This is a genomic window from Candidatus Cryosericum septentrionale, from assembly GCF_003570995.1.
Taxonomy (GTDB): domain Bacteria; phylum Caldisericota; class Caldisericia; order Cryosericales; family Cryosericaceae; genus Cryosericum; species Cryosericum septentrionale.
Genome location: NZ_QXIY01000002.1, coordinates 115,118 through 131,306 on the forward strand (window position 1 = coordinate 115,118; position 16,189 = coordinate 131,306).

Below are 16,189 nucleotides of genomic sequence, written 5' to 3' on the forward strand. Positions count from 1 at the left end.
CGGAGGACAATCATGACAGAAGGGCAGGGACGGGTACCTTCCATCGTGCGGGACGAGCTGCCTCTGGCGGGCAGGCGTCTCCTGCTGGTCCCGGGACAGACACGCACTTCCGAAGAAGTTCTGCGGGCGTCTGCCACGTCGTTCGAGAGCTGGAGCGAGGTAGAGCGTGCGGATACCGAGTGTCGCGATGGGCTGACCCCTCTATTCGGAACCGAACAGGCCGGCATCGTCGTCGTTCCCGGAGCAGCATCCCTGGGCATGGAGGTAGCGGTCGTTGCAGCGTCACCTCCGGGTGCCGTCGTCCTGGTCCTCGTACACGGCCCGCAGGGTGATCACATCGCCTACGTCGTATCGCGTCGCGGCCGTGTCGCCGACATTCTCCGGGCGCAGGAAGGCGGCAGCGTCGACCCGAAGCTCCTGCGCGCGCGCCTGATCGAAACACGGCCGTCCGCCATCGTCGTGTCCCACGTGGACGCGGACAGCGGCATCGTCGCTCCGATCGACGACTATGCCGCGGTCGCCCGTGAGGTCGCGCCGGAGACGCTGCTGGTCGTGGACGGGACATGGGCGGCCAGCTGCATGCTCCAGCGCATGGACGACTGGCACGCCGACATCGTGTTCACGGACAGCGCCTCGACGCTGGGCGGGTGCTCGGGACTCATGCTGGCAGCGGTGAGCAGCCGCGTGAGCATGCGCAAGGTGCGGCATGACGCAGCCGCGTCACTCTACATCGAACTGGCCCGTTGGTCCTCCCCGACGGGAGCCGAGGTACCGCCGAGTCTCGTCTTTGCACTGCGCGCCGCCCTGCGCCGCATCTACGCCGAGGGCCTGTCGGCGCGGTTTGCGCGGTGCGACGGGGTCGCTCGTGGCTTCCAGGAGGAGGCTGCGGCGCATGGGTTCCGTGTCGTGGCACCACCCGGGCATGAGGCCGCGACACTGACGGCTCTGAGGCCGCCGGCGGGGGTAGATGTCCAGGAGCTGCACGCAGCGCTGGAGCGCCACGGCGTCGACGTGGGCATGGGGTCCGCAGGCCTGATTGTTGCGCATACGGGTGACACCAGCCCTAACGACCTCCAGCGCTTCTGGCACGCCGTGGAGGCACTGCACCTGCAGACGTAGCGGTACCGGAACAGGTGAGCCGGCTCAATCGGTGATGGTACGCTGCTTCCGCTGACTGGACGGCAAGCCCAGGGATAGGGCGTGCACCGGGCAGACGGCGACGCAATCGCTGCACCGGATGCACTCGGGGTCGCCAGGATGGACCGACGGGTCCACGCCCATCTTGCAGACGTCTGTACAGTCGCCGCAGTGCGTGCAGGTATCCTCGTTCAACGTCAGCTGTACGAAGCTGACACGGTTGAACAGCCCATAGATGGCACCCAGCGGGCAGACGAACCGGCAGAAGGGGCGGGACACGACGACCGACGCAGCCACTGTCGCGACAAGAATGCTTGCTTTCCAGGCAAACAGCCATCCTGCGGCACCTCGCAATGATGCGTTCAGGGCAAGCAGGGGAAGGGCAGCCTCCAGCGTTCCTGCGGGACACACCAGCTTGCAGAACCATGGGTCGCCGACGCCAAACCGGTCGCGAACCAGCAGGGGCATGAGGACGACGAGGATGGCCAGCACGGCATACTTCAGATAGCGGAGGCGTGTCGGGCCGATACGCACCTTGCGCGAGTGGATGCGGTACAGCACTTCCTGGATCAGGCCAAAGGGACATAGCCATCCACACACCAGGCGCCCCAGCACGACGCCGAAGAGCCCGATGAGCCCGGCGACGTACAGCGAGATGCGGTCGCTCGCGCGGTTGAAGACTGCCTGCAGCGAGCCGATCGGGCATGAGCCCCAGGCACCAGGACACGAGTAGCAGTTGAGCCCTGGGACACACACGGCCTTGCTGGAACCGCGCCAGACGCGGCCGCGCAGGAACCCGGCGAACCATGAGTTCTGGAGGACAGCGGTGACAGCTTGAAATGCGGTCCTGCGCGAGCTCATACGCCTACCCGATGCCGATGCACTGAAGGCATACGTTGATGGCCTTGTTGACGACCGTGTGGACCTCGCCGTTCATGGCGCCAAGGACGATACCGGCGATGGCGAGGACCAGCAGGGCGACGCGCAAGAGTCTGAGGCGTGTGTTCACTATGCTACGACCCGGCGGGAAGGTTGGCCAGCTCGCCCCGGATGATGCTCACCCACTGGGCCTTAGTGCGTGAGCCGGTCAGCACCTCGCCCAGCAGGGTCCCGGTGCGGTCGACGAAGAAGGTCGTCGGCACGACGCTGACGTTGGCCAGCATCTCGGTCGTGATGGAACGATCCGGGATGGCGTTTCTATAGGTGACGCCTGTCGAGCCTGTCAGCTGACGCGCCGTGGCCTGGTTCGCCGCATCCGGCGTGTCGGCGATGACACCCAGGATAGCAAAGTCGGTGGCGGGGAACTCCGCTGGGAGCTGCGCCAGGTCAGGTATCTCGCGGATGCAGGGGCCGCAGAAGGTCCCCCAGACGTTGACCATGGTCAGGCGCTGGTTCGCGAAGAAGCTGTTGTCGACGATGCGTCCGGTCAGGTCGCTGGCGCTGAAGGGCTGGACCACTTACCCGGTGCCCAGCGTGTCGGGTCCGGTCGACGTACTCGTGCCGGGTGTTGTCCGCTTGGCGTCGCACCTTCAACCGATGATGCAGTCAGGCGTTATGTCCGTCCTTGACCAGCGACGCGAGCACGGCTTCGTACGTCTCCAGGGTGGCCCGGTCGTAGCAGATGCAGGTGACGTGCTCGGGCAGGAGGTGCCCATCCAGCCACGCGAGGATGGTCCGCAGGGCAACGCGTGTCGCCTGTTCCAGGGGATACCCGTACACGCCGGTGCTGATCGCGGGGAAGGCGATGGTTGCTAGGCTGTTCGCCTCGGCCAACTCGAGGCACGACCGGTATGCGCCGGCCAGCAGCACCTCCTCACCGTGCGTGCCGCCGTGCCACACAGGGCCGACCGTATGGATCACGTACCGTGCGGGCAGGCGATACCCGCTGGTCAGCTTCGCCTGACCAGTTGTGCATCCGTGCAGGGTCCGACACTCGGCCAGCAGGTCGGGTCCTGCGGCGGCGTGGATGGCGCCGTCGACGCCACCCCCGCCCAGCAGCGACTCGTTGGCAGCGTTGACGATGACATCGCCCTTGAAGTGGGTGATGTCCCCAAGTTCCAGTGTTATCCCGCTGATCCCTTCATTCCTGTGCATGTGGCGTTTACCTCCCTTCCGTGTCTATGCTTCATCATACGCCGCCCCTCTGGTCAGGCAACGTCTCCTTTGGGGTCAGCTGGTAATGATGGCCTCAAGTGGTACATTCGTGTCGGCGGCGTCTACCCCGGGGCACTGTCAACAGGAAAGCAGAAGATGGCGCCAGTGCGGGCAACACGACCTTGCACGGCATACGCGGGAGAGGTACTATGAGATGAGATCCTTCCGGGGAGGTTAGCTGATGATGGCAAGGCGCTGGTTGCTGGTCGTCCTCTGTGGGGTGATCGTGGTCACCCTGGTCACGATGCTCGTGTTCCGCGAGTTCGACTTTGGAACCTCCCTTCCCGGCGGATTTCCCAACAACGTCCCGATCGTCCCCGGTACCATCACGTCCTGCAAGACGGCGCGGAGTGACGACCTGGTGCGCGTCGTCGAGATCCACATCCAGTCCGACCTTCCCTTCCAGGACGTCGTGCAGTTCTATCGCACCGCGTTCGCCACTGGTGCGACGGAGCACTAGAATGTCCCCGAGTTCCCCCTGTCCGGCCCCGACGCCACGGAGACGTCCAGCAATGCCCTCTTCGGCAAGAACACGGTCGTCGTGATGATCAACGCTACGGGAGCGACCACGAGTGTGCTGGTCCAGGTCCGGGGCACGTCCATCTTTACGTTGCCGCGCCAGTGACCCCAAAGGAATCTTGCCGTGCGGGCGGCGCCACCTATACTTGACTCCGGAAGCAGGGATTCGGCCGACAAGCCGCAGGGCGGCAAAGGAGAGTACCATGGGACTAATCGCGAAGAACGAGGTTGGAGAGAAGGGAGTCATCCCTGCGGGGACGCATGTCGCACGTTGTTACGGTATCATCGATCTGGGGGCGCAGTACTCTGAGAAGTTCGGAAGATGGGCGAACAAGGTCATGGTTCAGTTTGAGCTGCCCACAGACCTGACGGATGACGGGCGTCCCTCCATCATCTCCAAGAAGTACACCCTGAGCCTCAACGACAAGGCCAGCCTGAGGAAGGACCTGGAGTCGTGGCTTGGCCGTCCTGTCACGGCCAAAGAAGAACGCGACGGGTTTGCCCTTGGTTCGATGCTGGGCGCTGTCTGTTTGCTCTCGATCCTCCACGGCGAGAACGCCGAGAAGACATATGCATATATAGCAGGCGTAATGAGCGTTCCCGAGGGTATGGTTGTCCCCGACGCTGTTAACCCTGTGGTCCTGTACGATATCGACAACGGCGAAGATGCGGTCTACGCCAAGCTGCCCGACTGGGTCAAGAACCTCATCCAGCAGAGCAGGGAGTTCAAGAGGGACGAAGAGCCGGCCGAGACGCAAGCCAACGAGTAAGCTCCTTGTCTCAAGGGTTCTGAGGGTTCCTGTTCTGCCGGGTCGGATAGCACCACTAGCCGATAATCAGATCCTCAAGAGACCGCTTTGGAACATGATGGGTTTCTTCGGCATCTCTCCAGTATTTGATGTCTCCACTCGCAGGGACAGGCTCAATGACAACGTGCTCCTTTGGCTTGCCGAGGGCTAGAACGAACACGATTTCATACGTGTCGGGGATGCTGAGCGCCTGTTTGAGAATGAGTTTGTTGACTGAAGCAATGATACAGCCGCCAAGACCCTTTTCTGCCGCTCCAAGGAGAATGCTCTGGGAACAAATGCCGGCATCCCAGTTGAAATTCGTAGAAATCTCCTTGTCTGCAAGCACGATGATATATGCTGAAGGGCGCTCTCCGACAGACGGTCCGCTCCAATCCTTGAGGTAATCAGCCCAGGCAAGGGTCGGGAATATCAGTGCATTCTTTTCTCTTGCGCAGGAAAGCATGTACCGCAGAGGTTGTTTGTTCGAGGCAGAAGCGGATAGTCTTGCAAGGTCGACAAGTTTCCTCAGCGTCTGGCAGTCTACCTCAACATCTTCGTGGAACCTGCGGTAACTCCTGTTCTTCAGAACCAGATCCTTCAACATGGCAGCCTCCTGTCCATCATCCTTTCTTGCTTCCAAGTCAATTGCAGCCTGCTTCTTCCACACGTCACGGGCAGCCTTATTGTACACGTTTCTGCGAAATGACGCCATGCACGGGGTGGCGGTCATGAGCGCCAATTCGTCATTCCCGCGTATGCGGGAATCCATCCTCGGTTCAACGCATAGGTTCCCGCCTTCGCGGGAACGACGAACCATATTCCAACTGTGAAACTCACCTGTTGTTTCTCACGCGATACAGCATACACTGACCTATCGTTGACTGACAAGTCAATCAAAGGGGGTCTTGCAGATGGCACCTCGCAGTGAAGAATCAAACACACAGATCAAGGATGACAGACAGAAGCAGATCCTCTCTTCTGCCCTGAAGGTCTTCATCCATAAGGGCTTCGCGGCCGCAAAAATGAGCGACATCGCGACGGAAGCAGGAATAAGTTACGGGCTCATGTACCACTACTTCCAATCGAAGGATGAGATCTACGCCGAACTGGTCAGGGATGCAGTCGATTCCTCGAGACACATGATTGAGCAACTGAAAGCAGACGATATGGAGCCGATCGACAAGATGCGAGCCCTGGTCGCGGGAATCTTCAAGAGCGTTGGACAGGAGCAATCGGCAGGATACTACTTTGTCCTCATGATGGAGGCCATGACGAGCGGCGTTTATCCTGTTCAAGCAATCGAGCATCGACATGGTCCAGGGAGATCGTTCGAGATGCTGGTCCGCGTGATCGAACAGGGACAGCACAAGGGCCAGATAGCGCAGGGAGATCCTGCGCAGCTTGTCTATACGTTCTTTTCAGCAATCCTTGGCCTCGCTTCACTGAAAGTCTCCGGAACCATAGAAACAATGCCTGACCCCGAAATACTCATGCGAATATTCCAGCCTGCATCACAGACGACAACTCGACATTGAGGTGGTACCGTGCGTAATCTGTTCAAAATATACCGGAATCTGAAGCAGTTCACCATTCTCATCATTGTCGGTGTGGCACTCATGTACCTGTCGGTCAGGGCCAACCTTGAGCTGCCCACATTGATGTCAAACATAGTCGACAAGGGCATCATTGCTGGCGATACCGGCTACATCTGGAAGGAAGGGGGCATCATGCTGCTGATTTCAGCAGCGGGCGGGATCTGTGCCGTACTGGCAAGCCTGATGGCCGCCCGGTCAGCCCTGGGCCTGGGCAAGGTCCTGCGTGCCAAGATCTTCACGCACGTTGAGAACTTCTCCCTTCACGAATTTGACAAGTTCGGTGCGTCGACGTTGCTCACGAGGACGACAAACGACGTTGTCCAGATCCAGACGAGCACCGTCCTATTCCTGACCATGATCGCAAACGCACTCTTCACCAGTGTTGGCGCCGCATTCCTTGCCTATGCCGCAGACCCGCAGCTGACGCGGATCCTGTATGTCGCTCTGCCGATCATCGCCGTGGTGATTGTGGTGGTGATGAGGCTGGTTATACCGCTGTTCGGCATAGTTCAGACCGAGATCGACAAGATCACGAAGGTTGTTCGTGAGAACCTCACTGGTATCCGCGTCATCCGTGCGTTCAATCGGATCGACCATGAGAAGGCCCGTTTTGACCAGGCCAACGCTGATGTCACCAATACGTACATCAGCGTGAACCGCATCATGGCGGGACTGATGCCGCTCATGATGCTCGTGATGAACGGCGTCACGATCGCGATCATCTGGTTCGGCAGCGAGCGCATCGACGCCGGCGGTCTGACGCTGGGCCCGATGCTTGCCTTCATGCAGTACGCCCTTCAGATCCTGATAGCGATCCTCATGCTGTCAATGCTGTTCATCCAGTTGCCACGCAGTGTGGCGGCAAGCGACCGAATCATGGCGGTGCTCGAGACGCGCCCCGAGATAACGGACGCGGCTGAGGCACGACAGATCGATACAGAACGGGGTCATGTGGCTTTCCAGGACGTCACCTTTAGCTATGACGGAGGCGAAGAGGCTGCCCTGTGCAACATCAGCTTCGACGCAAAGCCCGGCGAGACGACAGCCATCATTGGCAGCACCGGTAGTGGAAAGACCACGCTGGTCAGCCTCATCCCACGCTTCTACGACGTGGACAGTGGCAAGGTTCTGGTCGATGGCGTGGATGTACGGGAGCTTTCGCAGGAGGACCTCAGACGCAGGATCGGCTTCGTGCCTCAGAAGGCCGTCCTGTTCACGGGTACAGTAGCAGACAACATCCGTTATGGCAAGAAGGATGCGTCAGACGAGGAGGTAGTCTATGCAGCCAAGGTGGCACAGGCGGCCGAGTTTATCGAAAGCATGCCGGATGGATATGCGACGATGCTTTCAGAAGGCGGCCTGAACCTCTCAGGAGGTGAGAAGCAGCGCCTTGCCATGGCTCGCGCTCTTGTCCGAAGGCCGGAAATCCACATCTTTGACGACAGTTTTTCGGCGCTCGACTTCAAAACGGATGCCAACCTCAGAGCAGCTCTCAAGAAAGAGACCCATGACGCGACGGTCATCATCGTCGCCCAGAGAGTGGGCAGCATCATGAATGCCGACCGTATCATTGTGCTGGATGAAGGAAGGATCGCTGGTCTCGGGACTCATCAGGAGTTGATGAAAACCTGCGAGGTCTACCGCGAGATTGTTTACTCGCAGCTCTCCGAGGAGGAATTGGCATGAGTGATACTAAGAGAGAACAACCGGTTAGGATGCGCGGACCCATGGGTGGTGGAGGTCCCGGTGGTGGCATGCGCGGAGCCGTGGAGAAGCCCAAGGACTTCTGGGGCACGACCAGACGTCTCATACAATATCTCAAACCGCAAACCGCTAAACTGATGATTGTATTTGTGCTTGCCATTGCGAGCACTGCGTTTGCCGTGTATGGCCCCAAGATTAGTGGAAATGCCGTGAACCAGCTTATGAACGGGTTTGTTGCAAAGAGCATGGTGAGCGAAATCTCCAAGGCCCAGGAGCAGGGCGTCCCTCAGATCCAGAAGGTCCTGCAGGGAATGCAGACCGCTCAGGACGCAGCGGTGACACAGGCCCAGGCAGCGGTCAAAAAACAGTTTGACACTACTCTGGCGGCGCAGGAGCAGCAGGCGTACGCTCAGGCGGAGGCACAGGCCAGGAAGGTGCTGGCGACCAATCCTCCGAAAGAGCTGGTAGCGGCTGAGCAAATGGCCCAGGCCGAGGTCAAGAAGCAGGTCGATGCTCAGGTAGCTGCGCAGAAGAAGCAAGCATACGCACAGGCCGAGGCACAGGCGACCCAGATGTTCGCGACGAATCCTCCGCAGGAGCTTCTGGCTGCAGAACAGCAGGCGCAGGCGGCAGCTGAGGCAGCCGCGAAGCAGCAGGTCGATCAGCAGTTTGCTGCCAAGTTCCCGGGCGTCCCGCTGGAGACCATCCCAGGGTACGCGGCGGCACTCGATGCAGCCCAGAAGCAGGCAGCTGCGGAAGCCAAAGCACAGGTGGACGCTGCCGCTCTGACTCAGGCGCTCGCGCAGGCGAAAGCCGCCATCGACGCCGCATTCGTGAAACAACAGCCGGCGATGCAGGCGGCGCTCGATGCTGCCCAGAAGCAGGCCAAGGCACAGGTGGACGCTGCCGCTCTCACGCAGGCACTGTCCCAGGCGAAAGCCGCGGTCGATGCAGCGTTAGTGAAACAAGAGCCGGCGATGGCGAAGGCACTTGCCGATGCTCAGGCAAAGGCTGCGGATGCAGCAACAAGTGTGGTGGAGAAGGGCTTCCTCGACACTGCCAAGTTGACGCCGGAGCAGCTCACGGCCATGCGCGAGTTCGTAGCACTGCCCGTCGTGAGCGGCATCACGGACAACAACAAGAAGGCCGATACGGTCCAGACCATTATCAATCTCGGCAAGACACTGCCGATGACTGGCCAACAACAAACGATCAATGTCTCACAGACAGACCTCGACAAGGGCATCGCCGATATCCGGGAAAACGGTGGCACCATCCCCTTGCCTGCGATCGGGAAGACCTTGCTCTTCCTGCTCTTGGTCTACGTCCTGAGTGCGCTGCTCACCTTTGTCATGCAGTACATCATGTCGGATGTTGCCCAGAAGACGACCTATGACATGCGCAGGGAGCTCGACTACAAGCTGGCGGCGCTACCCCTCCGCTACTACGATATGCACTCGAACGGTGAGATCCTGAGTCGCATGACCAACGACATGGATACGATCTCGACCACCCTTCAGCAGGGCCTCACACAGGTCATCGTTTCCGTGTTCCAGATTCTCGGCTACATCTACATGATGCTTACGATCAGCGGGAAGCTGACCATCGTGACGCTTGCCACCCTACCGCTGTACATCCTCACAACGGCACTCATCGCACGAAAATCGCAGAAGTTCTACCGTGCACAGCAGGTGCACCTTGGTCGCCTCAGCAGTCATGCAGAGGAGATGTACACCGGCCACAATGTGGTCAAGGCGTTTGGCCATGAACAAGAATCGATCGCTACCTTCGAGGCGGTCAACAATAACCTGTATCAGGCCGGATGGAAGGCTCAGTTCATGTCAGGCATCATGTTCCCCCTGATGAACTTCATCAGCAACCTTGGCTATGTCTTCATCGCGGTCCTTGGAGGTGTCTATGTCACCAGGAATCTCCTCAATCTTGGCGACATCACGGCGTTTATCCAGTACTCACGGTCCTTCTCGATGCCGATCATTCAGACGGCGAGCATTGCAAACGTCATCCAGTCCACCATGGCCTGCGCAGAGCGTGTGTTTGGTGTGCTCGACGAGCCCGAGGAGAAGCCCGACGCGGAGGACGCGATTGTGATCGCCCAGCCTCGTGGTGCCATAACGTTCGACCACGTTGCGTTCAGTTACCGCCCGACCGAACCCCTGATCGCGGATATGAATCTTGACGTCAAGCAAGGCGATACCGTTGCCATCGTCGGACCGACCGGAGCAGGCAAGACGACGCTGGTCAACCTGCTCATGCGTTTCTACGACATCCAGGGCGGCGCCATCACGTTCGACGGCGTCGAGACCCGGAAAATGCGCCGGGGCAGTCTGCGCACCATGTTTGGTATGGTCCTGCAGGATACCTGGCTCTTCAACGGCACGATCCGTGAGAATATTGCCTACGGGCGCGACGACGCTACGGAGGAGGAGATCGTGGCTGCCGCAAAGGCAGCGCACGCCGATCACTTCATCAGGAGTCTGCCCGAAGGATACGACACCGTTCTCAACGAAGAGGCCTCCAATATCTCGGCTGGTCAGAAGCAGCTGCTGACCATCGCTCGCGTGGTCCTGGCAGATCCAACCGTCCTGATTCTCGATGAGGCCACAAGCAGCGTCGATACCAGAACGGAAGTACGCATCCAGAAAGCAATGGCACAGCTGATGACCGGCAGGACCAGTTTCGTCATCGCCCACCGTCTCTCGACCATCAGAGATGCGCACCACATCCTTGTCATGAACCATGGTTCGATCGTCGAACAGGGCAGTCACAAAGAGCTGCTTGCAAAGCACGGATTCTACGCCGACCTCTACAACAGCCAGTTCACTGGTGCGGCAGTCACCGAGGAAGCTGTCTGAGTTCACACAACTACCGATCTGAAACAGGTCGTCACCGACCTCGGCCTTCATGGTCGGGGTCGTTTCATTGTGCCCTGTCCGTCGTGCTGCAGATTTCCAAGGAGGATGAGCTGGGCACATTCACCATACTGGTTCTTTACACGGGGCGCTGCCGGCCTAATATACTTGGTTGTTGTCGCAGGAACGGGTGGAAAGGAATCACGCGCCACCTTTTTCCTGCACTGGAGATGATGGAATGCATTCAGGATCAGAGACCCTACGACAGCTTGGCTACCTGTTGCTAGCTGTTGTGCAGGTCAGTGTTTTCTTCCTGTCCGCATACCAGTCGGTCCTGTCGCTGTTCGGGTTCTACCAGAGGCGCAAACCCCCGCTGAGGGACCCCGTCACGCGGTTCGCTGTGCTCGTCGCGGCGCACAACGAGGCGCATGTCATCAGTGACGTGCTGGATTCCCTGGCACGCCAGGAGTACCCACGTGAGCTCTTCGACGTCTACGTCGTCGCGGACAACTGCACCGACAATACCGCAGACGTGGCCCGTGGACACGGAGCCAGTGTCTATGAACGCACGGATACGGTCCTCACCGGCAAGGGCCACGCCATCGGCTGGCTTCTCACGCGCATCAAGTCTATGGGCACGTCGTATGACATGGTGGCCATGTTCGACGCAGACAACCTGGTCAGTGCTAACTTCCTGCGCGAGATCGACCGTTATGCGCAGGCGGGCCATCGTGTCATCCAGGGGTATCTCGACATGAAGAACCCCGGGGATACGTGGATCTCGCTGTCGTATGCCATCGGGTACTGGTACACCAACCGTTTCTGGGACCTTGCCCGTAGCAATATCGGCCTTGCTTCCATGCTGGGTGGAACGGGCTCCTGCATGGCCATGTCGCTCATCGACGAGATCGGCTGGAACCCTCATTCCATTACCGAGGACCTGGAGTTCACCATCAAGTGCGTCCTGCGAGGTGTTCGCCCGACCTGGGCGTGGGATGCGCACGTCTACGATGAGAAGCCCCTCACCATGCGCGCCTCGTGGAACCAGCGCATGCGGTGGATGCGCGGCCATTTCCTCCTGGACTTCCGCTACACCGGGCCTCTGTGGAAGCGCTTTTTCACCCGCTTCGACATGGCGGCGTTTGACATCCTGGTCTACCTCGGGCAGCCAATCTGGATGGTGTTCTCCTATTTCCTGATGCTCGCCAACATCGTCATTTACTTTGCTCATATGGCCGTGCCTGTGTGGGCATCCGCCGGTATCGTACTCCCCTGGGTCTGGATTGCCCTGTTCGCGCTCGAGTGGTTTGCTCCTCCCATGCTCGTCGCAGCCCTGCTGCTCGAGAAGGTCAAGCCGAAGTACTGGTGGGGCGTGTTCCTGTTCGCCGTGTATGGGCTGACGTGGCTTCCGCTGGACTTCATCGCCCTCTTCACGCGCAATGACCAGACCTGGTTCCATACCATCCACAAGCAGGCCGCAGTCTCCAGCAAGTAGCCATCGGGCTCAGCGCTGCAGCACTGTGTCTGTCGGCGCGTTCCGCCGGATGCTGCCTGCTCAGGGCCGCTCCAGCAGCTGGTTGATGGTGCTCAGCAACTCCTGCAGTTCGTAGGGCTTTGGCAAGAATCCCTGCACAGTCCCCTCGGCGAGCATGCGCTTGACGGTGTCGCCTGAGGTATAGCCCGAGGTCAGCAGGATCGGCACGTGCGGATCGGTGGCACGCATCGCATGGACGACGTCGTCGGTCGTCATGCCCGGCATGGTCATGTCGAGCAGGACGAGGTCGATGGTGCCCTGGCGTTCCCGGAACGTGGCCAGGGCAGATGCCCCATCCCCGGCCGTCAGGACCGCGCAGCCACTGCGCATCAGCAGGGCCTGGGTGACGGCGCAGACCACCGGTTCGTCCTCGACGACCAGAACGGTCCCACTGCAGACTTGGACGGGCAAGTGGATTGGCACGGCTGGTGCGGATGGCTCGTCGAGACAGCGCGGCAGAAAGATGCCGAACACGGTCCCCGCACCCGAAAGCGCCCCTCGGATTGAACAAATATCCTCAGGGGGGGGCGAGTCTGCAGTCACCCACCCACCCGCCTGTTTGATGGCGCCGTACACGATGGACAGGCCCATACCGGTCCCGGAACCTATGGGTTTGGTCGTGTGAAATGGTTCGAAGAGATGGGAACGGATCTCTGGAGGGATGCCAACGCCGGTGTCGGCGACGCTCAGGTGGACGAACTCACCCGTGCGCGCATAGGGGTGTTCGTGGACATAGGCTGTATCGATGGTCACGTTCCTGGTGCGTATCGTCAGCATCCCTTTGCCCTTCATGGCATCGCGTGCGTTCACCGCGAGGTTGAGCAGGATCTGCGTCATCTGTGACTGGTCCAGCAGGACGTTCCACGTTGTCTGCTCATAGTCACGGACGATCTCCATGGTGGCTGGCAGTGACTGTTTCAACAGTGCCAGAGTCGCGTTGAGTGCGGCCGTGATATTCATGGGCACCGGCAGGACCATGGCACTGCGACTGAAGGTCAGCAGTCCTTTCGTGAGGTCGGCTGCCTGACGGGCGGCGGTCTCGGCTGCGTTCAGGTTCTCCAGCAACGGGTCGGCTGGGGGCAGGCTGCTGCGCATGATGGCGATGTTGCCCAGGATGCCGGTCAGCAGGTTGTTGAAATCATGCGCCACCCCTCCTGCCAGTTCCCCGATAGCCTCCATCTTCTGGGACTGCAGCAGCTGCGCCTGCATGGTCTCTCTCTCTGCCTCGGCCCGCTTGCTCTCGGTGATGTCGCGGTAGAGCAATTGATATTGCTTTTTACCATTCCAAAGCTGCCCTTTGCGGGAGACCAGAAGATGCCGGACCTCGCCGTTTTTCCTCACGACGTTGACTTCATATTCCGAAGGAGAATCCTCGCCTTGCTGTCTTCTCTCATATCTCTTCTTGAATTCGATATAGCTCTCAGACGTGTACCGCTTTTCCACGGGTGTTGTTCTCAATTCCTCAAGGCTGCTGAACCCATAGATATCCAGGATCGCCCGGTTGGCATACATTGTCTCGCCTTCGGCAGTAACTATGCGCACGCCGAGCGGAGAGTCATCCAGAAAGTGCCGGAAGTTCTCCTCGCTCTCCCGCAGTGCCTCCTCCGCCTGCTTGCGGTCGGTGATGTCGCGACCGGAGCCGACGAGGGCGACGACAGTGTTCTGGCTGTCCAGTTCGGCGTGGGCGTTCCATTCGATCCATCGCCAGCCGCCCACGGTCATCGAGCGTGCCTCATAGCGGCAGGAGTAGGGCGGATGGAACAGGCCGGCGGTGGCGTCAGCGACGGAAGAGATGTCGTCGGGATGTATCACCAGCTCGTAGCTTGAGTTCGCCAGTTCCTGCGGGCTCTTGCCATACAGCGCGCAATAGGTGGGGCTGGCGTAGAGGAACCGTCCCTTCGGGTCGGTCTTGATGATGAGGTCGGTCTGGCTTTCGACCAGGAGGCGGTAGCGCTTCTCGCTTTCTGCCAGTGCCCGTTCGGCGTCGCGCTTGTGCTTGCGTTCGTCTGCCTCGCGCAGCTCTCGCTGGACGACGGGGCCAAGCCGCGACATGTGCTCCTTCATCACGCAATCGGCGGCGCCGTCCTTCATCACCTGGACCGCCACCTCCTCGCCGATGCTGCCCGAAACGACGATGAACGGCACGTCCAGCCCGGTCTCCTTCAGGGTGGCCAGTCCCTCAGTGGCTGAGAAGTGCGGCAGGCTGTAGTCGGCCAGTACCAGGTCCGGGGTTCCCTGCGCCAGTGCGTCCCGCAGCTCTTCGGCTATCTGGACACGCTGCGCCTGGACGGCGTAGCCGGCATGCTCCACTTCGCGGACGACCAGCAGAGCGTCGTCGGGGCTGTCTTCGATGATGATGATGCGGAGGGCAGGTTTCATCCGATGACGTGGTGTCAGCGATTGACCGGCGGCGCCTGGTTCAGCACCAGCCAGTACAGCCCCAATTCGCGTACGGCTTCCACGAACTGGTTGAAGTCCACGGGCTTGCGGATGTAGCTGTTGGCTCCCAGGTCGTAGCTGGCGATGACGTCCCGCTCCTCGGAGGATGAGGTCAGGACCACCACGGGCCGCAGCCGCGTTTGCGGGTTCGCCCGAATAGCGCGCAGGACCTCGAGCCCTCCCACCTTCGGCAGCTTCAGGTCCAGCAGGACCACCTGGGGCAGGTCAGTAAGGGTGTATCCCTCGTACCTGCCAGTCGCCGTCAGGTACTCCAGGGCCTCCTCCCCGTCGCGCGCGACGACAACCTCGTTGGCGATGTTGTTCTTCCTGAGCGCCCGCAACGTAAGGGCGACATCGTCCGGATTGTCCTCGACCAGCAGGATGATCTTGTCACTCATGGTTGTTTCCCCTTGACAGGACATGATACATGCAGATCTGGAATCGTAAAGTAGAACGTCGCTCCCCGGTCGACCTCGCCCTCGGCCCACACGTCGCCGCCATGGCGGCGGATTACCCGCTGGATCGTTGCCAGCCCGATGCCGGTTCCGGGAAACTCCTCCTGTGCGTGCAGGCGCTGAAAGGCCACAAACAACTTTTCCTTGTACTTGGCATCGAATCCGACTCCGTCGTCGCGCACGAAGAACGCAGGTCCGTGCTCCGGGTCGCGCACAGTCCCCATGCTGACGTGCGCGTGCTGACGCCTGGACGTGAACTTCCAGGCATTGCCCAGCAGGTTGACCAGCACGATGCGCAGCAGCTGGGGGTCACCCGTCGCGGCCATTCCCGGCTCGATGGTCAGCTGGACGTCTCGCTGCGGGTTGTCCAGCGCCAGTTCCCCGGTCACATCGGCTGCCAGCGCGCTGATGTCGGTCTCCTGCATATGCATCTCCCTGCGAGTCACCCGTGACAACAACAGCATGTCGTCGATGAGTTGTCCCATGCGCTGGGTGGCGCGCCGGACACGTTCCAGGTTTTCGCGTCCCTCCTCCGGGACGGTGGAGCCAAAGTCGTCCAGGAATGCCTGGCTGAACCCGTCGATACTGCGCAGCGGAGCACGCAAGTCATGTGAGACGGAGTAGCTGAACGCTTCCAGCTCCTTGTTGGCGGAAGTCAGTTCTGCGTTGAGCGTGCGGATCTCCTCTTCCACCCTTTTGCTCTCGGTGACGTCGCGCGCAGCGGCGAACACGCCCTGCAACCTCCTGTCCCGATCGTAGAAGGTGGTCGCATTGTAGGACACCACAGTTTCCCTACCGTCCCTGGCGCGCGCGGTGAGCTCGTAGTTGGTGACCTTCTTTTCGCTCAGCACCAGTTTGATACTCGTCTCGGCCCGCTCCGGATCGGTGAAGTAGTTCTTGAACGGAGCGCCAATCAATTCGTCGCGCGTGCAACCGGTGAGCGCCTCCATCTGTTTGTTGACGTCGGTGATGATGCCGGACGGATCGGTGG

15 protein-coding genes are annotated in these 16,189 nt (G+C 60.2%); 7 read left to right on the forward strand and 8 right to left on the reverse strand.

Features of this window, described 5'->3' with window-relative positions; all coding sequences use genetic code 11:
* Window positions 1-12: 12 nt before the first annotated feature.
* A complete protein-coding gene (locus SMC1_RS01270) occupies window positions 13-1,119 on the forward strand; it encodes an aminotransferase class V-fold PLP-dependent enzyme (protein WP_165849115.1) in 1,107 nt (368 codons plus the stop codon).
* Between the two features lie 24 nt (window positions 1,120-1,143).
* Here SMC1_RS01270 and SMC1_RS01275 read toward each other — a convergent pair whose 3' ends face one another.
* The 4 genes from SMC1_RS01275 to SMC1_RS01290 form a co-directional block, all read right to left on the reverse strand.
* Window positions 1,144-1,998, reverse strand: coding sequence for a 4Fe-4S binding protein (locus SMC1_RS01275; protein ID WP_119085005.1), 855 nt, complete (start codon window positions 1,996-1,998; stop codon window positions 1,144-1,146).
* Between the two features lie 4 nt (window positions 1,999-2,002).
* Entirely contained in the window at window positions 2,003-2,146 is a 144-nt protein-coding gene (locus SMC1_RS01280) for a CD1871A family CXXC motif-containing protein (RefSeq protein WP_119085006.1), read from the reverse strand.
* Between the two features lie 4 nt (window positions 2,147-2,150).
* Window positions 2,151-2,594, reverse strand: coding sequence for a TlpA disulfide reductase family protein (locus SMC1_RS01285; protein WP_119085007.1), 444 nt, complete (start codon window positions 2,592-2,594; stop codon window positions 2,151-2,153).
* 88 nt (window positions 2,595-2,682) lie between these two features.
* Window positions 2,683-3,231 carry an O-acetyl-ADP-ribose deacetylase gene (locus tag SMC1_RS01290; protein ID WP_119085008.1) on the reverse strand — a complete coding sequence of 183 codons (549 nt, stop codon included), beginning with the start codon at window positions 3,229-3,231 and terminating at the stop codon, window positions 2,683-2,685.
* A gap of 241 nt (window positions 3,232-3,472) precedes the next feature.
* On the opposite strand from SMC1_RS01290, the gene SMC1_RS01295 reads away from it, so the two are divergent.
* Both SMC1_RS01295 and SMC1_RS01300 read left to right on the forward strand, forming a co-directional pair.
* A complete protein-coding gene (locus tag SMC1_RS01295) occupies window positions 3,473-3,751 on the forward strand; it encodes a hypothetical protein (RefSeq protein ID WP_119085009.1) in 279 nt (92 codons plus the stop codon).
* A 262-nt stretch (window positions 3,752-4,013) separates the two neighbouring features.
* Entirely contained in the window at window positions 4,014-4,580 is a 567-nt protein-coding gene (locus SMC1_RS01300; RefSeq protein ID WP_119085010.1) for a phage replication initiation protein, NGO0469 family, read from the forward strand.
* Window positions 4,581-4,635: 55 nt separating this feature from the next.
* Here SMC1_RS01300 and SMC1_RS01305 read toward each other — a convergent pair whose 3' ends face one another.
* Window positions 4,636-5,205 carry a nitroreductase family protein gene (locus tag SMC1_RS01305; protein ID WP_119085022.1) on the reverse strand — a complete coding sequence of 190 codons (570 nt, stop codon included), beginning with the start codon at window positions 5,203-5,205 and terminating at the stop codon, window positions 4,636-4,638.
* 307 nt (window positions 5,206-5,512) lie between these two features.
* On the opposite strand from SMC1_RS01305, the gene SMC1_RS01310 reads away from it, so the two are divergent.
* The 4 genes from SMC1_RS01310 to SMC1_RS01325 all read left to right on the forward strand — a co-directional run bounded on the left by SMC1_RS01310 (window position 5,513) and on the right by SMC1_RS01325 (window position 12,265).
* Window positions 5,513-6,136: a TetR/AcrR family transcriptional regulator gene (locus SMC1_RS01310; RefSeq protein ID WP_119085011.1), complete on the forward strand. Its 624-nt coding sequence runs from the start codon at window positions 5,513-5,515 to the stop codon at window positions 6,134-6,136.
* 18 nt (window positions 6,137-6,154) lie between these two features.
* Window positions 6,155-7,882, forward strand: a complete 1,728-nt coding sequence (locus SMC1_RS01315; RefSeq protein ID WP_119085023.1) for an ABC transporter ATP-binding protein — start codon at window positions 6,155-6,157, stop codon at window positions 7,880-7,882.
* Window positions 7,883-8,751: 869 nt separating this feature from the next.
* Complete coding sequence (locus SMC1_RS01320) at window positions 8,752-10,773, forward strand: ABC transporter ATP-binding protein (protein WP_165849117.1); 2,022 nt, start codon at window positions 8,752-8,754, stop codon at window positions 10,771-10,773.
* 235 nt (window positions 10,774-11,008) lie between these two features.
* Window positions 11,009-12,265 carry a glycosyltransferase family 2 protein gene (locus SMC1_RS01325; RefSeq protein ID WP_119085012.1) on the forward strand — a complete coding sequence of 419 codons (1,257 nt, stop codon included), beginning with the start codon at window positions 11,009-11,011 and terminating at the stop codon, window positions 12,263-12,265.
* 60 nt (window positions 12,266-12,325) lie between these two features.
* On the opposite strand, the gene SMC1_RS01330 is transcribed toward SMC1_RS01325, so the two are convergent.
* The 3 genes from SMC1_RS01330 to SMC1_RS01340 all read right to left on the reverse strand — a co-directional run.
* Entirely contained in the window at window positions 12,326-14,683 is a 2,358-nt protein-coding gene (locus tag SMC1_RS01330) for a PAS domain S-box protein (RefSeq protein WP_119085013.1), read from the reverse strand.
* A gap of 14 nt (window positions 14,684-14,697) precedes the next feature.
* Window positions 14,698-15,141: a response regulator gene (locus SMC1_RS01335; RefSeq protein ID WP_119085014.1), complete on the reverse strand. Its 444-nt coding sequence runs from the start codon at window positions 15,139-15,141 to the stop codon at window positions 14,698-14,700.
* A partial coding sequence (locus SMC1_RS01340) for an ATP-binding protein (RefSeq protein WP_119085015.1) occupies window positions 15,138-16,189 on the reverse strand: 1,052 nt, incomplete at its 5' end. The genes SMC1_RS01335 and SMC1_RS01340, both read right to left, overlap by 4 nt.